This window comes from Chryseobacterium jejuense (assembly GCF_900100075.1).
GTDB classification, from domain to species: Bacteria; Bacteroidota; Bacteroidia; order Flavobacteriales; family Weeksellaceae; genus Chryseobacterium; species Chryseobacterium jejuense.
In genome coordinates this window covers 81489-104373 of record NZ_FNEG01000002.1, presented here as the reverse complement: position 1 = coordinate 104373, position 22885 = coordinate 81489, and the positions used below count along the sequence as shown (strand labels likewise).

18 protein-coding genes are annotated in these 22885 nt (G+C 35.5%); 11 read left to right on the top strand and 7 right to left on the bottom strand.

Features of this window, described 5'->3' with window-relative positions; all coding sequences use genetic code 11:
* Window positions 1–6 precede the first annotated feature (6 nt).
* From fusA to BLS98_RS06070, 7 genes are all read left to right on the top strand, one after another.
* Window positions 7–2124 (top strand): elongation factor G, encoded by a 2118-nt coding sequence (fusA, locus tag BLS98_RS06100; RefSeq protein ID WP_089734632.1) that lies wholly within the window; start codon window positions 7–9, stop codon window positions 2122–2124.
* Between the two features lie 16 nt (window positions 2125–2140).
* On the top strand, window positions 2141–2446 hold the full coding sequence (rpsJ, locus tag BLS98_RS06095) for a 30S ribosomal protein S10 (RefSeq protein WP_002661363.1): 306 nt from the start codon (window positions 2141–2143) through the stop codon (window positions 2444–2446).
* A gap of 343 nt (window positions 2447–2789) precedes the next feature.
* A complete protein-coding gene (locus tag BLS98_RS06090) occupies window positions 2790–4958 on the top strand; it encodes a TonB-dependent siderophore receptor (RefSeq protein ID WP_089734630.1) in 2169 nt (722 codons plus the stop codon).
* 17 nt (window positions 4959–4975) lie between these two features.
* On the top strand, window positions 4976–5593 hold the full coding sequence (locus BLS98_RS06085) for a hypothetical protein (protein WP_089734628.1): 618 nt from the start codon (window positions 4976–4978) through the stop codon (window positions 5591–5593).
* Window positions 5594–5739: 146 nt separating this feature from the next.
* Complete coding sequence (locus BLS98_RS06080; RefSeq protein ID WP_089734625.1) at window positions 5740–6936, top strand: PepSY-associated TM helix domain-containing protein; 1197 nt, start codon at window positions 5740–5742, stop codon at window positions 6934–6936.
* Between the two features lie 187 nt (window positions 6937–7123).
* The gene (locus tag BLS98_RS06075; RefSeq protein WP_089734623.1) at window positions 7124–7624 is read left to right on the top strand and encodes a low affinity iron permease family protein; all 501 of its coding nucleotides are present in this window, start codon (window positions 7124–7126) and stop codon (window positions 7622–7624) included.
* Window positions 7625–7719: 95 nt separating this feature from the next.
* Window positions 7720–10602, top strand: a complete 2883-nt coding sequence (locus BLS98_RS06070) for a hypothetical protein (protein WP_089734621.1) — start codon at window positions 7720–7722, stop codon at window positions 10600–10602.
* Window positions 10603–10695: 93 nt separating this feature from the next.
* Here the strand turns inward: BLS98_RS06070 and BLS98_RS06065 are convergent, their stop codons facing one another.
* The 7 genes from BLS98_RS06065 to BLS98_RS06035 form a co-directional block, all read right to left on the bottom strand.
* Window positions 10696–13434 (bottom strand): hypothetical protein, encoded by a 2739-nt coding sequence (locus BLS98_RS06065; protein WP_089734619.1) that lies wholly within the window; start codon window positions 13432–13434, stop codon window positions 10696–10698.
* A 113-nt stretch (window positions 13435–13547) separates the two neighbouring features.
* On the bottom strand, window positions 13548–14519 hold the full coding sequence (locus BLS98_RS06060) for a hypothetical protein (protein WP_089734617.1): 972 nt from the start codon (window positions 14517–14519) through the stop codon (window positions 13548–13550).
* Window positions 14520–14643: 124 nt separating this feature from the next.
* Entirely contained in the window at window positions 14644–15063 is a 420-nt protein-coding gene (locus tag BLS98_RS06055) for a hypothetical protein (RefSeq protein ID WP_089734616.1), read from the bottom strand.
* 127 nt (window positions 15064–15190) lie between these two features.
* Complete coding sequence (locus BLS98_RS06050) at window positions 15191–16000, bottom strand: hypothetical protein (protein ID WP_089734614.1); 810 nt, start codon at window positions 15998–16000, stop codon at window positions 15191–15193.
* Between the two features lie 8 nt (window positions 16001–16008).
* Complete coding sequence (locus tag BLS98_RS06045; protein WP_089734610.1) at window positions 16009–16740, bottom strand: MIP/aquaporin family protein; 732 nt, start codon at window positions 16738–16740, stop codon at window positions 16009–16011.
* Window positions 16741–16763: 23 nt separating this feature from the next.
* Window positions 16764–18260 (bottom strand): glycerol kinase GlpK, encoded by a 1497-nt coding sequence (glpK, locus tag BLS98_RS06040; protein WP_089734608.1) that lies wholly within the window; start codon window positions 18258–18260, stop codon window positions 16764–16766.
* A 7-nt stretch (window positions 18261–18267) separates the two neighbouring features.
* Window positions 18268–19866 (bottom strand): glycerol-3-phosphate dehydrogenase/oxidase, encoded by a 1599-nt coding sequence (locus tag BLS98_RS06035; RefSeq protein WP_089734606.1) that lies wholly within the window; start codon window positions 19864–19866, stop codon window positions 18268–18270.
* 202 nt (window positions 19867–20068) lie between these two features.
* Between BLS98_RS06035 and BLS98_RS06030 the strand changes: the two genes are divergently transcribed.
* The 4 genes from BLS98_RS06030 to rplW all read left to right on the top strand — a co-directional run bounded on the left by BLS98_RS06030 (window position 20069) and on the right by rplW (window position 22873).
* Window positions 20069–20830, top strand: a complete 762-nt coding sequence (locus BLS98_RS06030; RefSeq protein ID WP_167356178.1) for a DeoR/GlpR family DNA-binding transcription regulator — start codon at window positions 20069–20071, stop codon at window positions 20828–20830.
* 505 nt (window positions 20831–21335) lie between these two features.
* Complete coding sequence (rplC, locus tag BLS98_RS06025; RefSeq protein ID WP_045491158.1) at window positions 21336–21959, top strand: 50S ribosomal protein L3; 624 nt, start codon at window positions 21336–21338, stop codon at window positions 21957–21959.
* Window positions 21950–22579, top strand: coding sequence for a 50S ribosomal protein L4 (gene rplD, locus BLS98_RS06020; RefSeq protein WP_047096820.1), 630 nt, complete (start codon window positions 21950–21952; stop codon window positions 22577–22579). The genes rplC and rplD overlap by 10 nt, the downstream gene beginning before the upstream one ends.
* A gap of 3 nt (window positions 22580–22582) precedes the next feature.
* Window positions 22583–22873 (top strand): 50S ribosomal protein L23, encoded by a 291-nt coding sequence (gene rplW / locus BLS98_RS06015; protein WP_089734604.1) that lies wholly within the window; start codon window positions 22583–22585, stop codon window positions 22871–22873.
* Window positions 22874–22885 lie beyond the last annotated feature (12 nt).

Below are 22885 nucleotides of genomic sequence, written 5' to 3'. Positions count from 1 at the left end.
TCTGAAATGGGAAGAGATCTTAAATTTACAAGAAATATTGGTATCGCTGCTCACATTGATGCAGGTAAGACTACCACTACAGAAAGGATTTTATTCTATACAGGTGTAAACCACAAAATTGGAGAAGTTCACGATGGTGCTTCTACAATGGACTGGATGGAGCAGGAAGCGGAAAGAGGTATTACTATTACTTCTGCTGCAACTACTTGTTCTTGGAACTTTCCAACAGATCAAGGAAAACCTTTAGCAGATACTAAACCTTACCACTTCAACATCATTGATACACCAGGACACGTTGACTTCACTGTAGAAGTAAACAGATCTTTAAGAGTATTAGATGGATTGGTATTCTTATTCTCAGCAGTAGATGGAGTAGAGCCTCAGTCTGAAACAAACTGGAGACTTGCTGACAACTACAAAGTTGCTAGAATGGGATTCGTAAACAAAATGGACAGACAAGGTGCTGACTTCCTTAACGTGGTAAACCAGGTTAAGAGTATGTTAGGATCTAACGCAGTTCCAATCGTTTTACCAATCGGTGCTGAAGAAGATTTCAAAGGAGTTGTAGACTTAATTAAAAACAGAGCGATAATCTGGGATGAAGCTGGACAAGGTGCTACTTTCGAGGTAGTTCCAATTCCTGAAGACATGAAAGATGAGGTTCTTGAATATAGAGAGAAATTAGTTGAAGCTGTTTCTGAATATGACGAAACTTTGATGGAGAAATTCTTCGAAGATCCGGATTCAATTACAGAAGAAGAAATCAATGCTGCATTGAGAGCTGCTACTATCGATTTATCTATTATCCCAATGACTTGTGGTTCTTCATTCAAGAATAAAGGAGTACAGTTTATGTTGGATGCAGTATGTAAATACTTGCCTTCTCCATTGGATAAAGATGATATCAAAGGTACTGATCCAAGAACAGACGCTGAAATTACAAGAAAACCAGACGTAAACGAGCCTTTCTCGGCTTTAGCATTTAAGATTGCTACTGACCCATTCGTGGGAAGATTAGCATTCTTCAGAGCATACTCTGGAAGATTAGATGCAGGTTCTTATATCTTGAACACTCGTTCAGGAGATAAAGAAAGAATCTCTAGAATCTATCAAATGCACGCTAACAAGCAAAACCCAGTAGAATATATTGAAGCTGGTGATATTGGAGCTGCGGTAGGTTTCAAATCTATCAAAACTGGTGATACAATGTGTGACGAGAAAAACCCAATCATTCTTGAATCGATGGTTTTCCCTGATCCGGTAATTGGTATCGCTGTTGAGCCTAAAACTAAAGCTGACCAGGATAAAATGGGTAACGCTTTAGCTAAATTGGCTGAAGAAGATCCTACGTTTACGGTTAGAACTGACGAAGCTTCTGGACAAACGATTATCTCTGGTATGGGTGAGCTTCACTTAGATATCATTGTTGACCGTATGAGAAGAGAGTTCAAAGTTGAAGTTAACCAAGGACAACCTCAAGTAGAATACAAAGAAAACTTAACAAGAGTTGCTCAACACAGAGAAGTTTACAAAAAACAATCTGGTGGTAAAGGTAAATTTGCTGATATTGTATTTGAACTAGGACCTGCAGACGAAGGTAAAATTGGTTTAGAATTCATCAATGAGATCAAAGGTGGTAACGTTCCTAGAGAATTTGTTCCTGCAATTGAAAAAGGCTTTAAAGCTGCAATGAAGAACGGTCCTTTGGCTGGTTTCGAAGTTGAAGGTATTAAAGTTATTCTTAAAGACGGATCTTTCCACGCAGTGGATTCTGATGCTCTTTCTTTTGAAATGGCTGCTAAATTAGGATTTAAAGAAGCGGGACGTGCTGCTAAGCCAGTAATTATGGAGCCTATTATGAAACTGGAAGTTGTAACTCCAGAAGAATATATGGGTAACATCATTGGTGACCTTAACAAAAGAAGAGGTACTATCAGTGGTCAGGAAGAAAAGAACGGTGCTGTTGTAATCAAAGGTTCAGTTCCACTTTCTGAAATGTTTGGATATGTTACTACTCTAAGAACACTTTCATCAGGAAGAGCTACTTCTTCTATGGAATTAGAGAAGTATCAAGCTACTCCACAAAACGTTGCTGAAGATATCATAGCTAAAGCAAAAGGTTAATTTTTAAATTAAAGAAATGTCACAAAGAATCAGAATAAAACTAAAATCTTACGATTATAACTTAGTAGATAAGTCTGCTGAGAAAATCGTAAAAACGGTAAAGGCTACTGGTGCTGTTGTAAACGGCCCAATTCCATTGCCAACGAATAAGAGAATCTTCACAGTATTGAGATCTCCGCACGTAAACAAAAAAGCAAGAGAGCAGTTCCAATTATCAGCTCACAAGAGACTAATGGATATTTACTCTTCTTCTTCTAAAACTGTTGATGCTCTAATGAAATTAGAACTTCCTTCAGGTGTAGACGTTGAAATTAAAGTGTGATAACTGCATACTTTGCAATGATTATACAATCCGTTCCTTTTTAGGAACGGATTTTTTTTTGTATAAAAACCTTCTTTTATATTCCGAAACGAAATATAAAGTATAATCATACAATCACTTACCTCTTTTTTAAATGCATTTTTTTTGATTTTATTATTGGTATTCATCAGGTAATATGGAAAGGTAATATTCAATGTATGAATAAGTCTGTTAGTATATTGTAAATACAATTGTGACAGCATTGTTGATCTCATATTGTCTGCTGTTAGCAAGGTGAGATATGTCACCTTAGTTTATTTATTTAGAATTATTAAAAATAATAATTTTGCAAAAAAGTTATCAGATGAATAAAGTAGTATCCTTTTCTCTGCTATTATTAGGTGGGGTTTTTGCAAATGCACAGAAGACAAATGATTCAATTAAGCATAAGAAAATTGAAGAAGTAGAACTTTTTGGTGAAAGAAAAAAACAGCCTGAAGGTCTTGAAGCGATTACAAGACTTCCATTGAAGCCCAGAGACCAGATCCAAAGTATCTCAGTGATTTCTTATAAAGTAATTGAAGATTTGGGAGGATTAACAGTGACTGACGTTGCTAAAAATGTTCCAGGAGTTACTCAGTTTGGTAGTTATGGAGGTATCAGAGAAAGTATGTCTATTAGAGGGTACAGAGGAGTTCCTGTTTTGAAAAACGGAGTTCAGATGGATTCAGATTTTCGTACAGGAGCAATGCTTACTGATATGCAGGGAGTAGAAAGTATTCAGGTGATAAAAGGTTCTGCAGCTGTTACACAAGGTATTGGTGATGGTCTTGGTTCTGCAGGAGGGGTAATAAATGTAGTGACAAAAGTTCCTAAGTTTATTAATCAGACTAATGTAGGTTTCAGATATGGAAGTTGGGATTTCTTTAGACCAACAGTTGACTTCCAACGAGTATTAGATTCAGAAGGAAAAATAGCAGTAAGATTAAATGCTGCTTATCAAAATAATAATAGTTTCAGAAGATTTGTTAATACAGATCGTATCTATGTAAATCCATCCATTGCAATCCGTCCGGATGATAAAACCGAAATTGTTGTTGAGATGGATTATATGCACAATAATACCACACCAGACAGAGGAACGGTAAATCTTGCAAAAGGAGATGTTGAGGCAATTTATAAGATGCCAGGAAGAAAATTCCTAGGTTTTTCTACTGATAACGCAAAAATTGAAACATTTAATTTCTCAACTACAGCCACAAGAAAGCTGACTGAGAAGTTAAAGTTAAGAGCTGCTTTTATGAGTTCTTCTTACCAGTCTGAAATTGTTGGTGCAGCGTTAGCTCCTTTGAAAAAAAATAATCCAACAGAATTCCGTAATAGAACTTTAACCAGATCCGATAGAGAGGATTTGAATAAAGTATTTCAATTTGACTTCATAGGAGCAGATGTGATGACCGGGTTTATGAAACATACCTTTCAGGTAGGTTTCGATTGGAAAGAATCGAATGTTACAACAACTTCATATAAAGCAGTAGATGTTGATCAGATCAATGTTTTGAATGAAATTAACAATATTCTTCCTACTGGGGTTGAAATAAAAACATCTACAGCTAGCTCTGTTAATACAGTAGCTCCAACTATGGGATTAATGGCACAGGATGTTATTACTTTCAATAAATATTTAAAAGCTCATTTAGGACTTCGTTATAGCAGATTGATTGGTTCTGATAAAGAAACAGACTTTGCTTGGAATCCATCATTTGGAATTATGATTTCTCCAATTGAGAATATGAATATTTTTGGTTCCTACACAAGTACTACTGCTCTAAGAAATTCCAATAACCAGTTAGCAACAGGAGGTACCGTTGGGGCATCTACTACTAAACAGTGGGAAGCAGGGATCAAATCAGATTGGCTTAATGAGAGGTTAAGATTTAATGTTACTTACTTTAATATTAATACAGACAATCTTTCATACGAACTGTTGGGAAGTAATGGTCAGGGAATAGGGAAATATGCTTTTGCTGGAGATCTAAAAAGACAAGGAGTAGAGGTTGAATTAATCGGTAAAATTCTACCTAATCTTCAGGTTATGACAGGATGGGCATTTGTAGATGCTCAGTATCAGGACAGTCCTTCATTTGTAAATGGCTCAGCTCCGATAAATACACCGAAACATACTGCAAATGCATGGTTAAATTATAAATTTAATACAGGAGTTTTAAATGGATTTGATATAGGGGCTGGAATTTATTATGTAGGAACTAGACCTGTTGATGATTATAAGACTGAGGCAATAATAGATAATGGACACGTGAATGGAACGCAGCCTGGTGAAAGACCATTTAAAATGCCTGATTATACTACCGTTGATGCTCAGATAGGATATACATTCAAAAATGGAGTAGGATTAAGAGGATTCTTCAATAATATCTTTGACTCAGTAGGATATAACTCTTACTTCAGAGGTGGGTATATTGACCAAATTCAGCCTAGAAACTTTGCCGTACAGGTAAATTATAAATTCTAATCAACAAATCAACATTTATGAAAAATATCAAAACATTATTTTTAGCATTGGTTCTTGGAGCTGCAACAATGTCTTGTTCAGGCGACAAAAAGAAAGGTGTAGATTACAACCAATTTAAAACGGAAGTGAAACTTACCCCTGAACAGGAAAAAAGCTTTGATGAGATCACCGCAAAATACCAACAATTGCAGGAGCAAAACTTTCAGGCTGCAAAAGCTCAGGGCGGGAATATGGACCGTGTGGCATTGGGAATTAAAGGAGAAGAACTGAGAACTCAGCAGGCTGTTGAAATGGCTACAGTGTTGGATGTTCCACAAATGGAAAAGTTCAACAAATTTGTTGATGAAAATGCCAGAAAGAGACCGAGATATGACAATGCTCTATTGGAAAGAATAAAATCTGAAGCTCAGCTTTCAGAAGACGAATTCAAAGTGGTAAATGCAGCAAATGATGCTTTTGAAAAAGCATTCAGTGATGCACACGATGTATATCATGGAAATAATGATCTTGCTAAAGAATACTGGGGAAAATTTGATGCGCAGAGAAAAGCTGCCATTCAAAAAGCACTAACTCCGGAACACTATACAACGTTCGAGAAGATTGTAAAAGAAATCCAGTTCAAAGGAAGAAAATAAACGATATTAATACTGGTTTAGAAAGGAGGAATTACTACAGAATCTTTTCTCAAAATTTGTATTAACTTTTTAATTTATTCATATCAAATTAATTTTGTAAACATTAAGATGGCTCAACCATCTTAATGTTTTTGTTATAATACCCTATGAAAACATTGTTTAAAAGCCTTTACAGAAAGAAACGAAAGAATGAATCTGTCATTAAATATCTAATGTGGATCATTCACCTTTGGCTGGGGCTTTTATCATGTGTCATTGTTTTTATAGTATGCCTTAGCGGTTGTCTTTATGCTTTCAAAAATCAGATCATTGATTTTACGAATAGAGAGAAAGTCTATATCAGTAAGACTTTTATTCAGGTAAAGAATCCGGATCTTATCCAGGCAGAATTACTCAAGCAAAATAAAGAATTAACCTCATTGCTGATTCCGGATGATAAAGGACGCAGTTATGTAATTGGATATCGTGAAAATAAGTTGGATAAAAGTACGTATTATAACCAATATACCGGGGAAATTTTAGGCCAGCCCGTAGTAGGATCCAGCCGTTTTTTTGAAATCGTTTTGGATATTCACAGAAACCTGATGATGGGAAATGCAGGTCGCCAGATTCTGGGAGCCGGAGTATTGATGTTTTGTGTATTACTGATTTCCGGTCTGATTCTTTGGCTGCCAAAAAAACTTAAGTTTCTGAAACAGGGATTAACCGTAATGTTCCGGGCAAAATTCCAGCGTGTGAATTATGACCTTCATAATACCCTTGGTTTTTATACCTTCCTGATGTTATTCTTCATGGCTGTTACCGGATTGTATATAACTTATCCTTGGGTGAAAAATGCACTTATTGTAAGTTTAGGAGGATCATCCATTGATGCTATTTCAAAAGATAAAGACAGTAGCGATGATGCATTTGGTGGGCTGTTGGAAGATATGCTCCAGAAGCAGGATGAAAAGAAAAACCTCAAAGACTCCGAGTCAGCATCCATTGATAAAATTGTACAGCTGGCAGATCAGCATCTTCCTTATTCTGCTGTTACCAGTATAGAACTCCCTAATAAAGATAATCCGAGATACGTTGTCATTAAAACCAATACCCAAAATTTTCTGGGAATAATGCTTCCGGATGAAGTCACTTTCGATAAAACCGGAAATTTCAAAACTAAGGAATTGTTCTCAGGTAAGTCGTTGAATAAACAATTTACTGCTTTAGCCAAGCCATTGCACACTGGAGAAATTATGGGATTACCGAGTATTATTCTTTATTTCATCGTTTCATTAATTGGTTGCTCTTTGCCTGTTACCGGGTTCCTGATCTGGTGGCATAGATTTAGAAAAATGAAGTAGGAGAGGTACTCCTGATGGGTGAAATTTCTTCATTTCTTGATAGTAAGAATATTTTATTGAATACCTTCAATGGCCTTATGCACAACAGTACTTCCATCCTTCAACTTCCAGTTGCCAACCTTATTTTCAATATTCTTTTCACTTGTTCAGGTTAATTGTATACATTTAATATAAAATAATCTAGACTATGAATCACAAAAATAACAATCTCTTTGAAAAATTTTCAAACTGGGCTGTAAAGTTTACAGGAAGCCAGTATGCTTTTATTGGAGCAATATTTGTGGTTGTAGCCTGGGCTGTTACAGGACCTTTTTTTCACTATTCAGAAACCTGGCAGCTGGTTATCAATACAGGAACCACAATTATTACTTTTCTTATGGTTTTCCTCATTCAGAAAGCTCAGAATAAAGACTCAAAAGCTATACAGATTAAACTTAACGAACTCATTGCAGCTCATGAAAAGGCTAGCAACAGGATTGTAGATATTGAAGATCTTACGGAAGCGGAATTAGATCAGCTTCATCATTATTACGAAAATCTAGCTCAATTCGCTAAAAAAGATGTAGATATCCATACTTCCCACTCCATAGATGTTGCACAGATAAACCAAAATTATAAGCACGAATTCTTTAAAAGAAAACATGAAGAATGGCTGCAAAAACAGGAACAACAAAGTAAAAGAGAATGATTTTTCATTCTCTTTTTTATTTAAAATCTGTCTATCGTATGATTCAATTAAAATTGTTAAATTTATGTTAAACTAAAACTGAAAAACCAAACACCATGAAACTAAAATTTAACCTTTTAGCCCTCATATTAATATTGGGACTAAATTCAATTGTTTCCGCACAGCAAGACAAAGAATTAAAGCTTTATAATCTCTATTACCTTAGTAAGGTTATTAATTCTAATAATCTGAAATCTGATCAAATTAATGAAGTATACGCTAGCCTGGTGGCAAATTTAGGAAAAGCGAAAGTTGACTTATTAGCAAAAGATTATAAATCTACTGATGATCCCACGAAGAGAAGCTACATAGGTAATTTTCTTGTTAATAGAAATACACTAAATGAATTAACGAGAAACGATATTATCATGTTATTTAATGCTGGTAAATTTGATAAATATGCTGATGATAAAGTAATAGTTAACAACATTGAAAAGGAATTTACATCTTTAACATTAAGAAGGGAAGTATTAAGTAAAAAAAAAGATGAATTGAAACTAATAAAGTCTCTTTTTATAAATAAGGACAGTATACAGTTTTCTCAGAAATTGAGTACTCAAACTAAAACTTTTGAAAACTTATTTAGTAAAGAGGGGCTTAAGATGTTAAAGGATAATTCATTTCGACTATTTATTAAACAAGCTGATTTATCAAAATTAGAAGATAGTCTAAATAGGAATAAAAAAGATAGTGTAGATTTACAAAAACAGTTTGACAAGTATAAGAAAACAGTAACTCTATTTGCAACTGCATATGTAGATAAACAAAAAAGTTCTGAAACTGAGAGACCTTTTAATAATTATTTAGAGGCCTCCCAAAGCCAAATCACTATTAATTCAATTGTTCAGGCTGCACAGCAAAGGACCTCCGCTCAGAGTTTCAATATACCATCAGAATCTCAGATGATCGAAGCAATGGCTATTTTTCTAGCCAACAGAGCAAAACAGGAAACTTTGATCTGGTTTATGGATCAGGTGAGAGAGAGACTCAATAATCCACTTGTTTTTGAAGCATTTCCGGAAACAGCTAAGCTTCTTGCAGGACTTGAAGACTATAAAACCCCTAATTTTAGTAGTTCGTGGCGCTACGCAATTTCTTCAGATTTTATAAAGATGCCTGTGAGTATAGCTGAAAGTAAATGGGTAGAGGAGTTCTTAGTTAAGGATGTTAATAGAAGGAAAGAACTGTTAACGAGTATTAGTTTCGGTGCTGATTTGAATAGGTTGATTTCTGAAAGATATAATTATAGAGATATTGTACGGTATTTTTATATGAATCCTAAGTACAAGGATAACGGAGATGAAATAAAAAAGTATCTTAATCAGTCAATATCTATGCTATATATTTTAACCAATGAGCTCTTTGCGGTAGATATAATAGATAGTAAAAGTTCCTACAGGCTCCTTTCTTTTGAAGAAATTAACAGCTTAAGAATAGATCAATGGAATGTACTGCTAGAGCTAATAGAACTTAAATATGGATCAGAGCTAAGACATATTAAATTTTCAAACTATAAGAATGATGAAAATAATAAAAACCAACTTGCTAAATGGATGGGGAACCTTTTGATTACCCTCAGCCAGTTTGATAAAATAAATAAAGATTCACAAACTGCGCTGGATAGTAATAAAGAGAAAGAGGAAAGGTCAAATTATAATTTTTATAGTGTCTGGAGAATTACTGAGCAGATCATTAGTAATATGGACGCTAATCAATATTTAGTAACAGGAAATTCATCTACCAAGCCTTCAATACAAATAGAGGTCTTAAAAGATGGTATTGGAATATACGAACAGATCCAAATCAAAAATTTTGTAGCAGCAGCCAAAAAAGTACTAAATATTATTGATAAGATAAATCAAGATACTAATAACCCTTTACTGCCTTTTTCGTTTAATTTGAATGAAAAAATAGTTCAGGTAAATAGCGAAAATATTAAATTTTATAACATAGATAAAAATCCCTTTTTAACGATAAGTCAAAAATTTGACAATAATAATCTTGAATTAATATTACGATATGAAGATAAGAAGGAGAATGATACTATTCAATTTAATCAAATTTCTAAATTGCAACCCTTCTTTAAATATATATCAGATGTTAAAAGTGATAACTATACTTTATTAAATGAGCTTGATGATAGGTTTGATGCATTGATTACCCGAGTGGCAGTTAACGCAAAGATTGATAAGATAAATGCTATACATTTACTTAATACATTGTACTTATTGAAAAATGATAAAGACGGTAAAGAAAAAATTGTTGCACTTTTAAAAAGTACGGGTACATCTTATCTTCAGCAGCCAAAATATAGCAAAACAGTAGATAAATTAAAATTGAAGTATCAGGATCAACTCCTTAAACTCACCTCATTTTTTGGAGATGTTTTGTCCGCGAAAGACGAGCATGAATTGGCAAATGTTATTGACTCTCATGCATTGCCTCCAACTTCCTATAAACTTAAAAGAAGAATGGCACATTCTATTGACTTGAATGCTTATGTAGGTGGAAGTTTCTCAGGGTTGCTAACCAATGGAAATACTTCTTTGAAGAAGCAGTTTACCGGTGAAATTATTGCGCCAATTGGAGTGGCTTTTACATGGTCTTCAAAAGGACCGAAGGCAGATAATTTTGGTTTTACCGTTGATGTTATTGATTTGGGAAATATAGTGAACCATTATTTAGTATCTTCTACAGAAGATTATCCGAAAGACGTTCATTTTTCTGAAGTTTTCAGCCCTTCGGTGAGTCTTATTTATGGTATAAGAAATAGTCCTTTTGTATTATTTGGAAGCGTAAAGCTTCTTCCGTTAAAAACCATATATACAGACGATGGACGACTTATTAACAATAAAACATTCGATGCTACTGTGTTCAGTGTAGGAGTGAAAATAGATATTCCATTAATCAATTTATGGTCACGAGATCAGGATAGATAATAGAATGTAAAAATGATATGGTCAATATCAACAAAAAAAGGAATCGTAATGATTCCTTTTTTATTTGAAGTAAGTAACTTTTTGCTTTAACTCCTATCTCATGAAGTAGCTGAAATAGCTACAGCTTCCCATCAGGCTTTTGGTAGTTTCAGCATCTGAATACTGTGCCTTCAGCTGAGCAAAATAGGTTCTGTATTTTTGATTCTTCAGATTGTCCATTTCCTTCTGGCGGGCATCCTCTTTTTCAGACCATTTCGGGTCAGAATAATCAAAATCTTTTGGAGCTTTGGCTTCATACTGATAATATTTACCCTGTTCGGCACTTGCCATCTGGAATAGAATTCTGGCTTTCTCTTCTTTATTGTTCGAAAGCTTAAGCGCTTTTTGGTAATAGTTGATGGCTAGATCAAAATTATCAGGTTCAATATAGGAAGTATCAAGGAAGTTCTTATAGTAATACTTGTAAGGATTTCCTTTATCATTATTCCAGAAGTAGTATTTTCCACCATTGCTGTTATCAATATCCATAACGAATACATGACGGTAATATCCTAAAATGGAAGTATTGTATAGTAGGTTTCCGATAAGTTGATTCGCTCTTGCTGCCTTTTCATCCTTACCATTTCCGATTTTCTTAAGCTGGATCAAAACATCTGTCAGTTCCAGTTTATTCATATTGTCTTTGATGAAAGGGAATTCAGTATACCCCTCGGATTTCATAGATTCAGCATCTGGACTTTGGTAGCTTTCCCATACATTATGTCCGAAAACAAGCCCTGGAATATTATTGAAACCATTATATTCAGAAGAAGCATATTGTTTTTGGGTAATCTTTTGACCGTCTTTTTCAGTCCAGTCATAATTCTCCCTTGGAATTCCGCCAAACTTCTGAACCTTTTCATAATAAGATTTAGCTTTTTCAAAATCTGCAAGTCTCACCGCTCTGTCACCATAGATGGTATTGAAGAATGCATCAACATTTCCTACGCTGTCCATATTTTTAGCAATGATCTGTTGCTCAAACTGGGTTTTGTTTGGCTTTCTGTAAAACTCTTCAACACTTTTCACCAGACTTGAGTTCGGGTTGTACTGAAGGTCAGAAAGCTTATTATTCATCAGGAATGATTTTCCATCTTCTCCCTGAAGGAAGTAACGGTTGGCCATTACATCTTTTAAGAAATCAGCTGTGGAAGGTGCCGTTCCGTAATAATCATAATCACTGTTGACATTAGCCGTATCCTTTTTAACCTCTTTTTCCACAAAATATTCAGCATAATCCTTCATCAAGTGATCTTCAAAAGCAGCATCCACTTTAGGTTGCGAAACAATATCATTCAGAACCTTCATCCTTTTGATTTCTTCCAGATATTCAGGATTGGTTGTTTTGATGTTGTTCAGGATCTCAGTACTTTCCTTATAGTCTTTCTTTAAAAATTTAAGGTAAGCATCGGCAATCTGCCAATATTCATCTTTTGATTTCTCTTTAGCTTTTGAAGTGAACTTTTCAAGGTCATCACGATAATCTTTCGTGTTATCCTCATATCCACCATATCCTGTAGTGTAGAAAGGAATTCTGTTAGGGTTATTCAGTAATTCATCATCACTCTGGCTAGCTTTACTTCCATCACCGGATGGAGCAGATGTAGAACCTCCGAAAAGATTTTTAAAGAACCTTACAATTTTCTGCCATAAAGAGACTTTCTCTTCTTTTACCTCTTTTACTTCCGTTGTTTTTTTATCGGAAGTGGCTTCTTTTGAAGTGTTGTTTTCAGTATTTCCTCTATAAACAGACACTCTGCCATAGGCATCGGAAGTATAATAATAGGTCGGAAGATAACTTCTTTCCAGTTCATTGATACTTCTTACTGCCATTACCTTCAGGATCTCAGAATCAGGATTAATGTCAAACATCTTTTCCATGATAGGAATGGGGTTGTTGAAATCCTCATATCCTAAAAGGAAATAAGCCATGTTTTTTTCCTCATTCGTATTGGCCCTTTTCATAATATTACTGAAAGATGCCGTGTCTGAAAGTTTCATAGAAATAAAAGCAGATTCCTTACGGCTTTTACTATTCATAAAGACCTGAAAGAAATTCCAGTTGGCATCACCATTCATTTCTAATCCTCTTTGGGCACCGGCCAACTGATCCAGAGCCATATAATATACCGTACCTTTTAGCTTGATAGGTTCAACATATGTTTTGAAAGCCTGTAGTGCTGCATCATAGTCTCTGGTATAGTGGTTCAGACGTACAAGCTGATATCCGTAACGTTGCTTGATCTCAGGATTTCTCGCTGCATTGTACAAAGAAGTTAGAGCGGCGATTGTTTTATTATTATCAAGAGAGGTGGCATTTTTCCTGTTCTCGTCTCTGTTATAGTAAAACGAGTTTTCACTTTCAACATAATTGATGCTCATGAAAGGTTCCAGATATTTGGCCTCAATCAAATAATCAATTCCTTCTTTATATTTTGAGTAAAATCCTGTTCCCAGTTTTTGTAAAAGTGGGTTGGAAGGAGTTCCGTTTTTAAGAGCATTAAGATCATTCATGCTTACCTTATACACCAGACTTTGGGTCTCGGCATAATTAAGCTGATTGTTAAAATACTTTTTCCAAGTTTCAATATTATCATCAGGAATCATAGATGGATTGTAGTCACCAAAGAATCTTGAAGAGTAGGTATGAAGAAAAGGAAGATAAGACTTGTCCTTAATAATACTTTGTGTAAAAAGATTGAAGTATTCATAATCCGGATCCGACCACGCACAGGCGTTGGAATTCGTATAGAAAAGAGATACAACCGCAAGTGAAAGAATATACTTTTTCATAGGGTTTGTAGTGTTTTTTTTAGTTTTTTTATAGTTGTTTTGTAATCAATGGTGCTGGCAGAAAATAGGATAAAATGCTGAATCTCTATTCTCTGTCTTCATCTATGCCAGATTTAAAATTTTCGATCTAACACAAATTTACTATCTAATTGATAATAAATAATATTAAAATGCGGGATTTTTTTCTGAAGGAAATGAGTTACATCTTCTAACTGTTCCTTCGATATTTCTTCTACCTTAATGGTAAAGCCCTTGTTCAGATAATTTCCGAAATAAAAGCCGTCTTTCAGTATTTCAACCTTATATTCGGAGATCTTTTTAAAGTTGGGATTTTCAAGATCCTTTTTAGACAAAGCATTGATGAGTTTATGCTTATCCAGATGATTTGTGATTATTCCCCATGAATAAATTGGGAGCGCAACTTCAACTTTCTTAACAGGATAATCTTCCATTCTGGCAAGGTAACTTTTCAGAATATTTACATCCAGGATAGAATTTTTGTCTGATTTATCTAATGGAGAAGAAGTAGAGTAGCACATCAGATAAACCTTATTTACCGGTGGAATTCCTGTCTGCTTTTTATCTTTAACCTGATGAAGGCGTAACGTACAGGTTATTTCCTTCCCTGAAACTTTTTTGAGCTCCTTCAGAAATTTAAAATAATCATCCCGTGTACCGGCAGTCCAGTCACAGTCAATCTGAATTTCATTATTGATCTTTAAATGATATTCCTCTGCTTTTTTTTGAACCAAATGATGAATACCCTCAGCCAGAAACTTGATTTCGTCTTGGGAAATCCCCAGCATCGTCTGGTTGGTGATAAAAACCGTAGGTACAATCTGCTTATCTGTCTGAAAACTCTGATCTTTTGTAATAACGGCAACAGGCTGAAACTTTCCGCCTGCTTTATCAACATCAAAAAATCTTGTGTATAAATAAGGAACGGTTGCTTGATCTAAAACTTTCTTCTCTTGCTGATCCAGTTTCAGATTCGTTTTCCAATAATAAAATGTATAAGGATGGTTCTCGTTTTTACTGCAGGAAACAATAAAAAATAAAACCCATAAAATATTTAGAATTTTCATGCGTAATGGTAGATGATTAATCTCTTAAAAGTAAAGATATTTGTACAGATCGTAAACCGTAAAATCCAGGTGATCTTGTATTCTTGTAATATTAAAATTACTCTAAAAGAATAGCTATATGTGATTATTCGTATAATTCACTTTCGCAATTACAGGTTTCATTATCTATACTTTCCCTGGAAGAACAGCAGCCTTCAAGGGTCTTGGTTTTTCCTTTTTCATCGGTAAGATAAATCTTGTCCTTATCAAATTTTAATAGAAAGGTTTCCTTGTATTTTTTGAATTCTACTTTCATTACTTTATTGGCTGCATATTTTCCTGCATTTACTTCTTCTTTTGTTTCCTTTCCATTGGCTTGATTTACCTGAACATATCCAAAATGTACATCTCCATTTTTTTTCACATCCAAATAATAATGTGGAGTTCCCGTTCCGCTATAGCCTTCCAAAATATCAAAACTTCTATGTCCCACAAAAGGAACATTTACCTGCGCCAGACTAAAAATACTGATGCATAGAATGATTAAACTGAAAATTTTTTTCATATTCTTTTTTTTCAAAGGTAAAGATATCTGCTGAACTCATAAATAGTGGAATCCCGGTAATTTTAACCAAACAAAAAGACCACTCTAAAAAGAGTGGTCTCTATATAATTTAGTTTAAAAATCTGATTTAAAAAACTGTTGCAGCCAGTTGAATTCTCGCATATTTATTAGATGGATTCCACATGGCCATCATAGAAACAGGTAAACTGTAATGATCCGTAATTTTAAGAACTTTTCCGGCTTTTACCCCTACGTTCACGATATCGAAGTTGTTTTTTCCATTTCCATATAAAAAGGTATTCCCATTTAATGAAAACCCAGCTCCTACAAAAGCATCCAGATTTACTTTCTGTCCGCTGATTACAGGATAGCTAGCCTGAACATAAGTAGAATATCTGTTCTTTTTATAGCTTCCGTCAGGTTCCAGAATTACTTCTCCTGCATTAGCACCTCCATACAACATAATGTCTGCTTCAATATTGATTGGGAATGAAGGTCCAAAAGTATAGTTGGTTCTTAAATCAATAATATGGGCTGTTCTTCTTTGCGAATAGCTGAAGATATCATCTGCAGCAACAGCCGTATTGATGTTTCGGGAATTATAAAGATCCCATAATCCAATATAAAAACGTCCGTTAGAATATTGAACATAATAATTGATCTCTTTATAATGCGTATTATCCTTATCATCGGCAAGAGCAGAAGCTCCCCATATTCCCACTTTCCATTTCTTTTCCGCATCCAAAGCATATGAAAGATTTCCCATCACTACAGGTTTGTCTGTAATAATTAGCCCTCTCCACAAATGGTTGTTCTGAATGTTGGCCGTAAAATCTAATCTACCTTCTTTGGTTTCCTTAGGCTCACTGCTTTCCTGTGAAAATAACCTTCCTGCACCTAAAGTAAGCAGCAAGATTCCTTGTAATATTTTCATCATCTGTATTTTTATTTTAATGTTATGAATAATAATGCAGCAATAACAGCTCCTATTACAGGGCCTATCACAGGAATCCATGCGTAACCCCAGTCACTGCTTCCTTTTACCGGAAGAATGGCGTGCATGATTCTTGGAGCAAGATCTCTGGCAGGGTTAATAGCATATCCGGTAGTTCCTCCTAAAGAAAGTCCTATTACCCAAACAAGGAATGTTACAGGAATAGCTCCTATAGAACCCAATCCTACTTTTGCATTAGGATCTACCTGTACATTAATACTTGGATCCGAAAAGTGGAAAATAACAAATACCAGTACAAATGTTCCGATAATTTCGCTGATAAGATTAGACGAAACTTTTCTGATCGCCGGACCGGTACTGAAACAAGCCAGCTTTGCCCCTTCATCCTCTGTAATAGCAAAATGATCTTTATGGAATAACCATACTAAAAAAGCCCCCAACATACCTCCAATCATCTGAGCCGCGATATAAGACGGAACCAGATCCCAAGCAAACTTTCCTGCAGCAGCCAGCCCAATCGTAACGGCCGGATTCAGGTGGGCTCCACTTATTGGCCCAGCAACGGTTACCCCTACAAAAACGGCTAATGCCCAGGCGGTGGTAATAACAATCCATCCGGAATTATTTCCTTTGGTATCCTTCAAGACAACATTGGCTACAACGCCGTTGCCTAACAAAATAAGAAGCATCGTCCCGATCACTTCTGCGATAAATGGAGTCATATGTGTATTTTTAAGGTCGTGAATTAATCTTCAATCCAGCTTTGAGCACGGGATACAGCTTTGTTCCATGAGTGAACCATAGCATCTACTTTTTCCCTTTCCAATTGAGGATGGAAATCTTTGTCTACAATCCATTGCTCCTGTATCTCATCAATATTTTTCCAGTATCCTACAGCAAGACCTGCTAAATAAGCCGCTCCTAATGCTGTTGTTTCTAATGTTTTTGGTCTGGTGATTTTGAATCCGAAAAGGTCAGACTGGATCTGCATCAATAGATTACTTGCTGAAGCACCGCCATCCACTCTTAGTTCAAGACTTGCTCTTCCTGAATCTGCTTCCATAGATTTTACAATATCATATACCTGGAATGCAATACCTTCCAAAGTTGCTCTTGCAATATGTCCGTCAGTTGTACCACGCGTAATTCCTACAATGGTTCCGCGAGCATACTGATCCCAATGTGGAGCACCTAAACCTGTAAGGGCAGGAACAAAGTAAACACCGCCGTTATCTTCAACTGAAGCAGCCAGATCATTGACTTCGTCAGAAGAGTGAATAAGTTTAAGACCATCTCTCAGCCATTGAATAGCTGCACCGCCTACAAATACACTTCCTTCCAATGCATAATTAACCTCTCCGTTAATTTTCCAGGCAACAGTTGTTAAAAGATTGTTCTTGGAAGAAACAGCTTCTTTTCCTGTATTCATTAATAAGAAACATCCTGTTCCATAAGTATTTTTTACCATTCCCGGACTGGTGCACATTTGGCCAAATAAAGCCGCCTGCTGATCTCCAGCAATTCCTGCAATCGGAATTTTGGTAGAGAATAGAGTAGTAGCTGTTTCACCATATACTTCACTGCTTTGTTTTACTTCAGGAAGAATAGCTTTAGGAATGTTGAATAGTTCCAATAAGTCATTGTCCCATTCCAACGTGTGAATATTTAAAAGCATAGTTCTGCTGGCATTCGAAACATCCGTGATAAACATTTTTCCACGGGTTAATTTCCATACTAGCCAGGTATCAACAGTTCCGAAGCATAGTTCTCCAGCTTCTGCCTTCGCTCTTGCTCCATCTACATTGTCAAGGATCCATTTTAATTTGGTAGCAGAGAAATAAGCATCCAATACAAGACCTGTTTTCTCCTTGATAGTTTCTGCGTGTCCCTGTTCTTTCAGTTCATCACAATATTTGGAGGTTCTTCGGTCCTGCCATACAATAGCATTATAAATAGGTTCTCCACTTTCTTTATCCCAAACTATGGTAGTTTCACGCTGGTTGGTGATACCGATAGCAGCTACTTCCAGTCCGGAAATGCCTGCTTTGGCAATAATTTCTGCAGCAACGGAGATTTGTGATGACCAGATCTCATTAGGATCATGCTCTACCCAACCCGGAGTAGGGAAGATTTGTCTGAAGTCCTTTTGAGATACATATTTGATCTCTCCGCTATGGTTGAATAGAATCGCTCTGGAGGAAGTAGTTCCCTGATCCAAAGCGAGGATTAACTTTTCATTCATATGGTGATTAATTAAGGTTGATAACTTTAGGTGAATAAGGAGTTAGTAAATATCCTTTTGCCAATTCAATAAATTCATTTTCCTGTTGCTGAGCCCATTCTTCAGAATATCCTTTTTCCTCAGCAATAATTCTCGCAACATTGTGCGCGCTGTCTATGGCAGCTCTTGCATCAAGAAATAACAGACGAGCTCTTCTTGCTAAAACATCTTCAATGGTTTCTGCCATTTCATTTCTTGCAGCCCAAACTACCTCTGCTACAGTAAATGGATGGTCAGGATGTATTTTTTGTGAAAAACGTGGATTGCTTTCCTGTAAAGCCTTTATCGCAGGAATGTCAGATCCGTATACATATAAATGATTGGTTCTGTCTACCTGTTCAGGTTTTACATTTCCATGAATAGACATGTGTTCTGTTTTAGAAGTGCTATTACCCAGCTTGTGAACTTCCATTGCTTTGTCAATAGTATCTTCAGCCATTTTACGATAAGTAGTCCATTTTCCGCCAATGATGGAAATTAATCCGGTGTCAGATGCAATAACCTTATGGCTTCGGGAAACTTCTTTTGTGCTCTTGCTTCCATCTTTTGGAGCCGCAAGAGGACGAAGTCCGGCAAAAACAGATTTTACATCATCGCGGGTTGGTTTTTTAGAAAGATATTGTCTTGCCGTATTTAAAACAAAACTAATTTCTTCTTCCAAAGCACGAGGCTCAAAACTTTCGTTTTCCAAAAGAGTATCCGTAGTTCCTACCAAAGCTCTGTCATGCCAAGGCACAACGAACAATACTCTTCCATCAGAAGTTTTCGGAATCATGATGGCATCATCACTTTTCAGGAATGATTTATCCAATACCAAGTGAATCCCCTGACTAGGTACTACAAGTTTACCATGTTTAGGGTTATTCATATTAAGGATGTCGTTGGTGAAAACACCGGTGGCATTAACAACCACTTTTGCATGAATCTGATATTGCTGTTTGGAGATCTGATCTTCAGCAACCACTCCAATTACTTTATCCTTATCATCCTTCAGAAGATTCACAACCTTTACATAGTTTACTGCACTTCCTCCTTTTTCAATAATGGTTTGAGTTAAGTTGACTGCAAGTCTCGCATCATCAAACTGTCCATCCTGGTAAACAACACCACTTGCTAAGTGATTTTGTTCAATAGTAGGAAGCTTTTCAATAGTTTTTGACTTACTGATGTATTTCGTTTTACCCAAACTTAATTTTCCTGCAAGGAAATCATATACAGAGAGACCTATTTTATAATAGATTCCTCCCCACCAGGTATAATTAGGAATAATGAAAGATTGATTCTTTACAATATGTGCTGCATTTTTGGCTAAAAGACCTCTTTCTTTTAAGGCCTCCTTCACCAAACCTACGTCTCCTTGTGCTAAATATCTTACTCCACCATGTACCAATTTGGTGCTTCTGCTGGAAGTTGCTTTCGCAAAGTCATGAGATTCAAGCAATAAAGTTTTGAATCCTCTGCTTACTGCGTCTAATGCTGAACCTAAACCACTGGCTCCTCCTCCTATGACAATAAAGTCCCATTCTTTTACATTGGTTAATTTACTGAGTTCTTCGTTTCGTTTCATAAATGTTTCGTTTATGTTTCGTTTTCAAATATATAAATTAAAAATGAAAGCAAAAAGAAAATAAATGAAATTTTAAAATAGGAAATAGCTATGATTTGAAAATGCCTTTTATTACTGAGGGTGACGCGATTGCGTATGGTTTTTAAAAGCAATAAAAATCTAAATGTGAAAAAAAAACGGTAATTTTGATGAAATGAATAAAATGGAGAAACTGATACCAAGACATGATGAAATATTAAAAGAGCTGGACGAAAAAGGACATGTTCTTGTTCAGGATCTGTGCGAAAAACTAAATGTTTCTTCAGTTACGATACGAAAGGATCTGAACTATCTCGAAAGTCTTGGGCTTCTTTTTAGAAATCATGGGGGAGCAAGTAAACAAGTAAGATATGCCTATGAGAAAAATGTAGGAGAGAAGGAAAATATTAATGTGGAAGCGAAACAAGCCATTGCTAAGGCTGCACTTTCGCTGATTCAGGAAAATGACTGTATTATATTAGCATCAGGAACTACCATGCATTATCTTGCAAGGATGTTGATGAACTTCGGACCGCTTACTGTATTGACCTCTTCATTAAGGGTAGCTATTGAACTTTGTAATAATCCTAATATTAATGTCATTCAATTAGGAGGAGAGGTGAGGAAGAGTTCAACTTCAATTGTAGGATCTATTTCGGAAGGTATTCTTAAGCAGTTTTCCTGTAATAAACTTTTTCTGGGAGTAGATGGTATTGATCTGGAGTTTGGAATCAGTACTTCCAATGCTGCCGAAGCTCACCTTAATCAGGTTATGATTGATTGTGCAGATAAAACGGTGGTTCTTGCAGATTCTTCAAAACTGAATAAGAAAGGTTTTGGTAAAATTGCTTCACTGGATCAGGTGGATTATTTGATTACGGATGATGGAATTGCCGCCGAAGATCAGGTCCGACTGGAGGAAATTGGGGTTAATGTGATGAAATAATCTCCGCCAATTCTTTAAATCTATATAATAATAGGTCAAAATATAAAGCCCATGAGTCATCATGAGGCTTTTCTTTTTTTATAGATTGCTCTAATTATATAGTTTGATTTTTTCTGAGAGGGGGGAGATTACGTGTTTCTTGTTTTATTTAAAATGGAAGAATGGATTTTTTATGCTGAAAATTGTGAAATGTTTCATTATCCTATAGTTATGGCATTTTTTTTGTTGATAGCTGTTGGCTTTGAATTGCTGGAATTAGCAATGAGGAAGAAATGTGTATTTTTTATATTAGATTCAATTTTGGAAACCGGTTATTTTTTCTGAAAATGATCTAAATGATTAAAAATCAAAATATTTTACTCAAAATATTTGTCGGTTACAAAATTATTCATAAATTTGCACACTCATTTTAGGAGCGTAGTGTGCCTATATCAAAAGTAGAAATCACTTCAGACTTCCGAAAAATGGAAAAAAATAAAGGATAAATTTTATTATAATATAAACAATGTCAGGTATTATTGGTAAAAAAATCGGTATGACGTCTTTGTTTAACGAAGAAGGAAAAAACATTCCTTGTACAGTTATTCAAGCTGGTCCATGCTCGATTTTACAGGTCAGAACCTTAGAAGTTGACGGTTATTCAGCTGTTCAATTAGGTTTCGATGACAAGAGTGAGAAGAACGTTGGTAAAGCGTTAGCTGGTCATTTTAAAAAGGCTGGTTCTGCTCCTAAAGCTAAATTAGTAGAATTCCACGATGGATTCTCAGATGCTAAAGTAGGAGAGGAAGTGAAAGTTGATCTATTCATCGAAGGTGAATATGTAGATGTAACAGGAACTTCTAAAGGTAAAGGTTTCCAAGGTGTTGTTAAAAGACACGGATTTGGAGGTGTAATGCAGGCAACTCATGGTCAGCACAACAGACTTAGAGCTCCAGGTTCTATCGGTGCTGGTTCAGACCCTTCAAGAGTATTCAAAGGGATGAGAATGGCTGGAAGAATGGGAGGTGAGCAGGTAACTGTTCAAAACCTTCAAGTGTTAAAAGTTGATCAAGAACAAAATCTTTTAGTAGTAAAAGGTGCTGTTCCGGGAGCTAAAAATTCTTATGTAATTATCAGAAAATGGAACTAGTAGTATTAAATACATCAGGAAAAGAGACCGGAAGAAAAGTAACTCTAGACGAAACAGTATTCGGAATTGAGCCAAATCAGCACGCGGTTTACTTAGAAGTTAAACAGTACCTTGCTGCACAAAGACAAGGAACTCATAAAGCAAAAGAAAGAAGCGAAATTACTGCTTCTACTAAAAAGCTTAAGAAGCAAAAAGGATCAGGATCTGCTAGATATGGTGATATTAAATCTCCAACTTTCAGAGGTGGAGGTAGAGTATTCGGACCAAAACCAAGAGACTACAGATTCAAATTGAACAAAGCTCTTAAGAGATTAGCTAAGAAATCTGTTTTATCTCAGAAAATGAGAGACAACAGCATTAAAGTTTTAGAAGATTTGAGCTTTGGTGCTCCTAAGACTAAGGATTTCATCAATGTATTAAATGCATTGGAACTTAACGGTAAGAAATCATTATTCGTTCTTCCTGAAGCTAACAAGAATGTGTATTTATCTTCAAGAAACTTACCTAAAACTAAAGTAATGAACTTCAACGAAATCAGTTCTTACGATTTAGTAAACGCTGGTGAGATCATTTTCTTAGAAGGTGCAGTTGAAAAATTCCAGGAAAATTTAAAGAAATAAGTCATGTCTATTATTATTAAACCAGTTATTTCAGAAAAGGCTAACTACCTTACAGATTTAAGAGGTACTTATTCTTTCTTAGTTAACCCTAAGTCGAATAAAATCCAGATCAAAAAAGCTGTTGAAGCAGCTTACGGTGTAAAAGTAGCAGACGTTAACACAATGATTTATGCTCCGAAGGTTTCTTCAAAGTACACTAAAAAAGGTCTTCAAGTAGGAAAGACAAACAAATTGAAAAAAGCGGTAATCAAACTTGCTGAAGGTGAGGTTATCGATATTTTTGCTGTAAATTAATTATTAATTATA

Coding starts and splice junctions, on each gene's coding strand:
- BLS98_RS06060 (WP_089734617.1), bottom strand. CDS start 14,519: ATGAAAATTCTAAATATTTTATGGGTTTTATTTTTTATTGTTTCCTGC.
- BLS98_RS06045 (WP_089734610.1), bottom strand. CDS start 16,740: ATGACTCCATTTATCGCAGAAGTGATCGGGACGATGCTTCTTATTTTG.
- BLS98_RS06035 (WP_089734606.1), bottom strand. CDS start 19,866: ATGAAACGAAACGAAGAACTCAGTAAATTAACCAATGTAAAAGAATGG.
- BLS98_RS06090 (WP_089734630.1), top strand. CDS start 2,790: ATGAATAAAGTAGTATCCTTTTCTCTGCTATTATTAGGTGGGGTTTTT.
- BLS98_RS06075 (WP_089734623.1), top strand. CDS start 7,124: ATGAATCACAAAAATAACAATCTCTTTGAAAAATTTTCAAACTGGGCT.
- rplC (WP_045491158.1), top strand. CDS start 21,336: ATGTCAGGTATTATTGGTAAAAAAATCGGTATGACGTCTTTGTTTAAC.
- BLS98_RS06065 (WP_089734619.1), bottom strand. CDS start 13,434: ATGAAAAAGTATATTCTTTCACTTGCGGTTGTATCTCTTTTCTATACG.
- BLS98_RS06080 (WP_089734625.1), top strand. CDS start 5,740: ATGAAAACATTGTTTAAAAGCCTTTACAGAAAGAAACGAAAGAATGAA.
- BLS98_RS06085 (WP_089734628.1), top strand. CDS start 4,976: ATGAAAAATATCAAAACATTATTTTTAGCATTGGTTCTTGGAGCTGCA.
- BLS98_RS06030 (WP_167356178.1), top strand. CDS start 20,069: ATGGAGAAACTGATACCAAGACATGATGAAATATTAAAAGAGCTGGAC.
- rplD (WP_047096820.1), top strand. CDS start 21,950: ATGGAACTAGTAGTATTAAATACATCAGGAAAAGAGACCGGAAGAAAA.
- BLS98_RS06070 (WP_089734621.1), top strand. CDS start 7,720: ATGAAACTAAAATTTAACCTTTTAGCCCTCATATTAATATTGGGACTA.
- rpsJ (WP_002661363.1), top strand. CDS start 2,141: ATGTCACAAAGAATCAGAATAAAACTAAAATCTTACGATTATAACTTA.
- rplW (WP_089734604.1), top strand. CDS start 22,583: ATGTCTATTATTATTAAACCAGTTATTTCAGAAAAGGCTAACTACCTT.
- fusA (WP_089734632.1), top strand. CDS start 7: ATGGGAAGAGATCTTAAATTTACAAGAAATATTGGTATCGCTGCTCAC.
- glpK (WP_089734608.1), bottom strand. CDS start 18,260: ATGAATGAAAAGTTAATCCTCGCTTTGGATCAGGGAACTACTTCCTCC.
- BLS98_RS06055 (WP_089734616.1), bottom strand. CDS start 15,063: ATGAAAAAAATTTTCAGTTTAATCATTCTATGCATCAGTATTTTTAGT.
- BLS98_RS06050 (WP_089734614.1), bottom strand. CDS start 16,000: ATGATGAAAATATTACAAGGAATCTTGCTGCTTACTTTAGGTGCAGGA.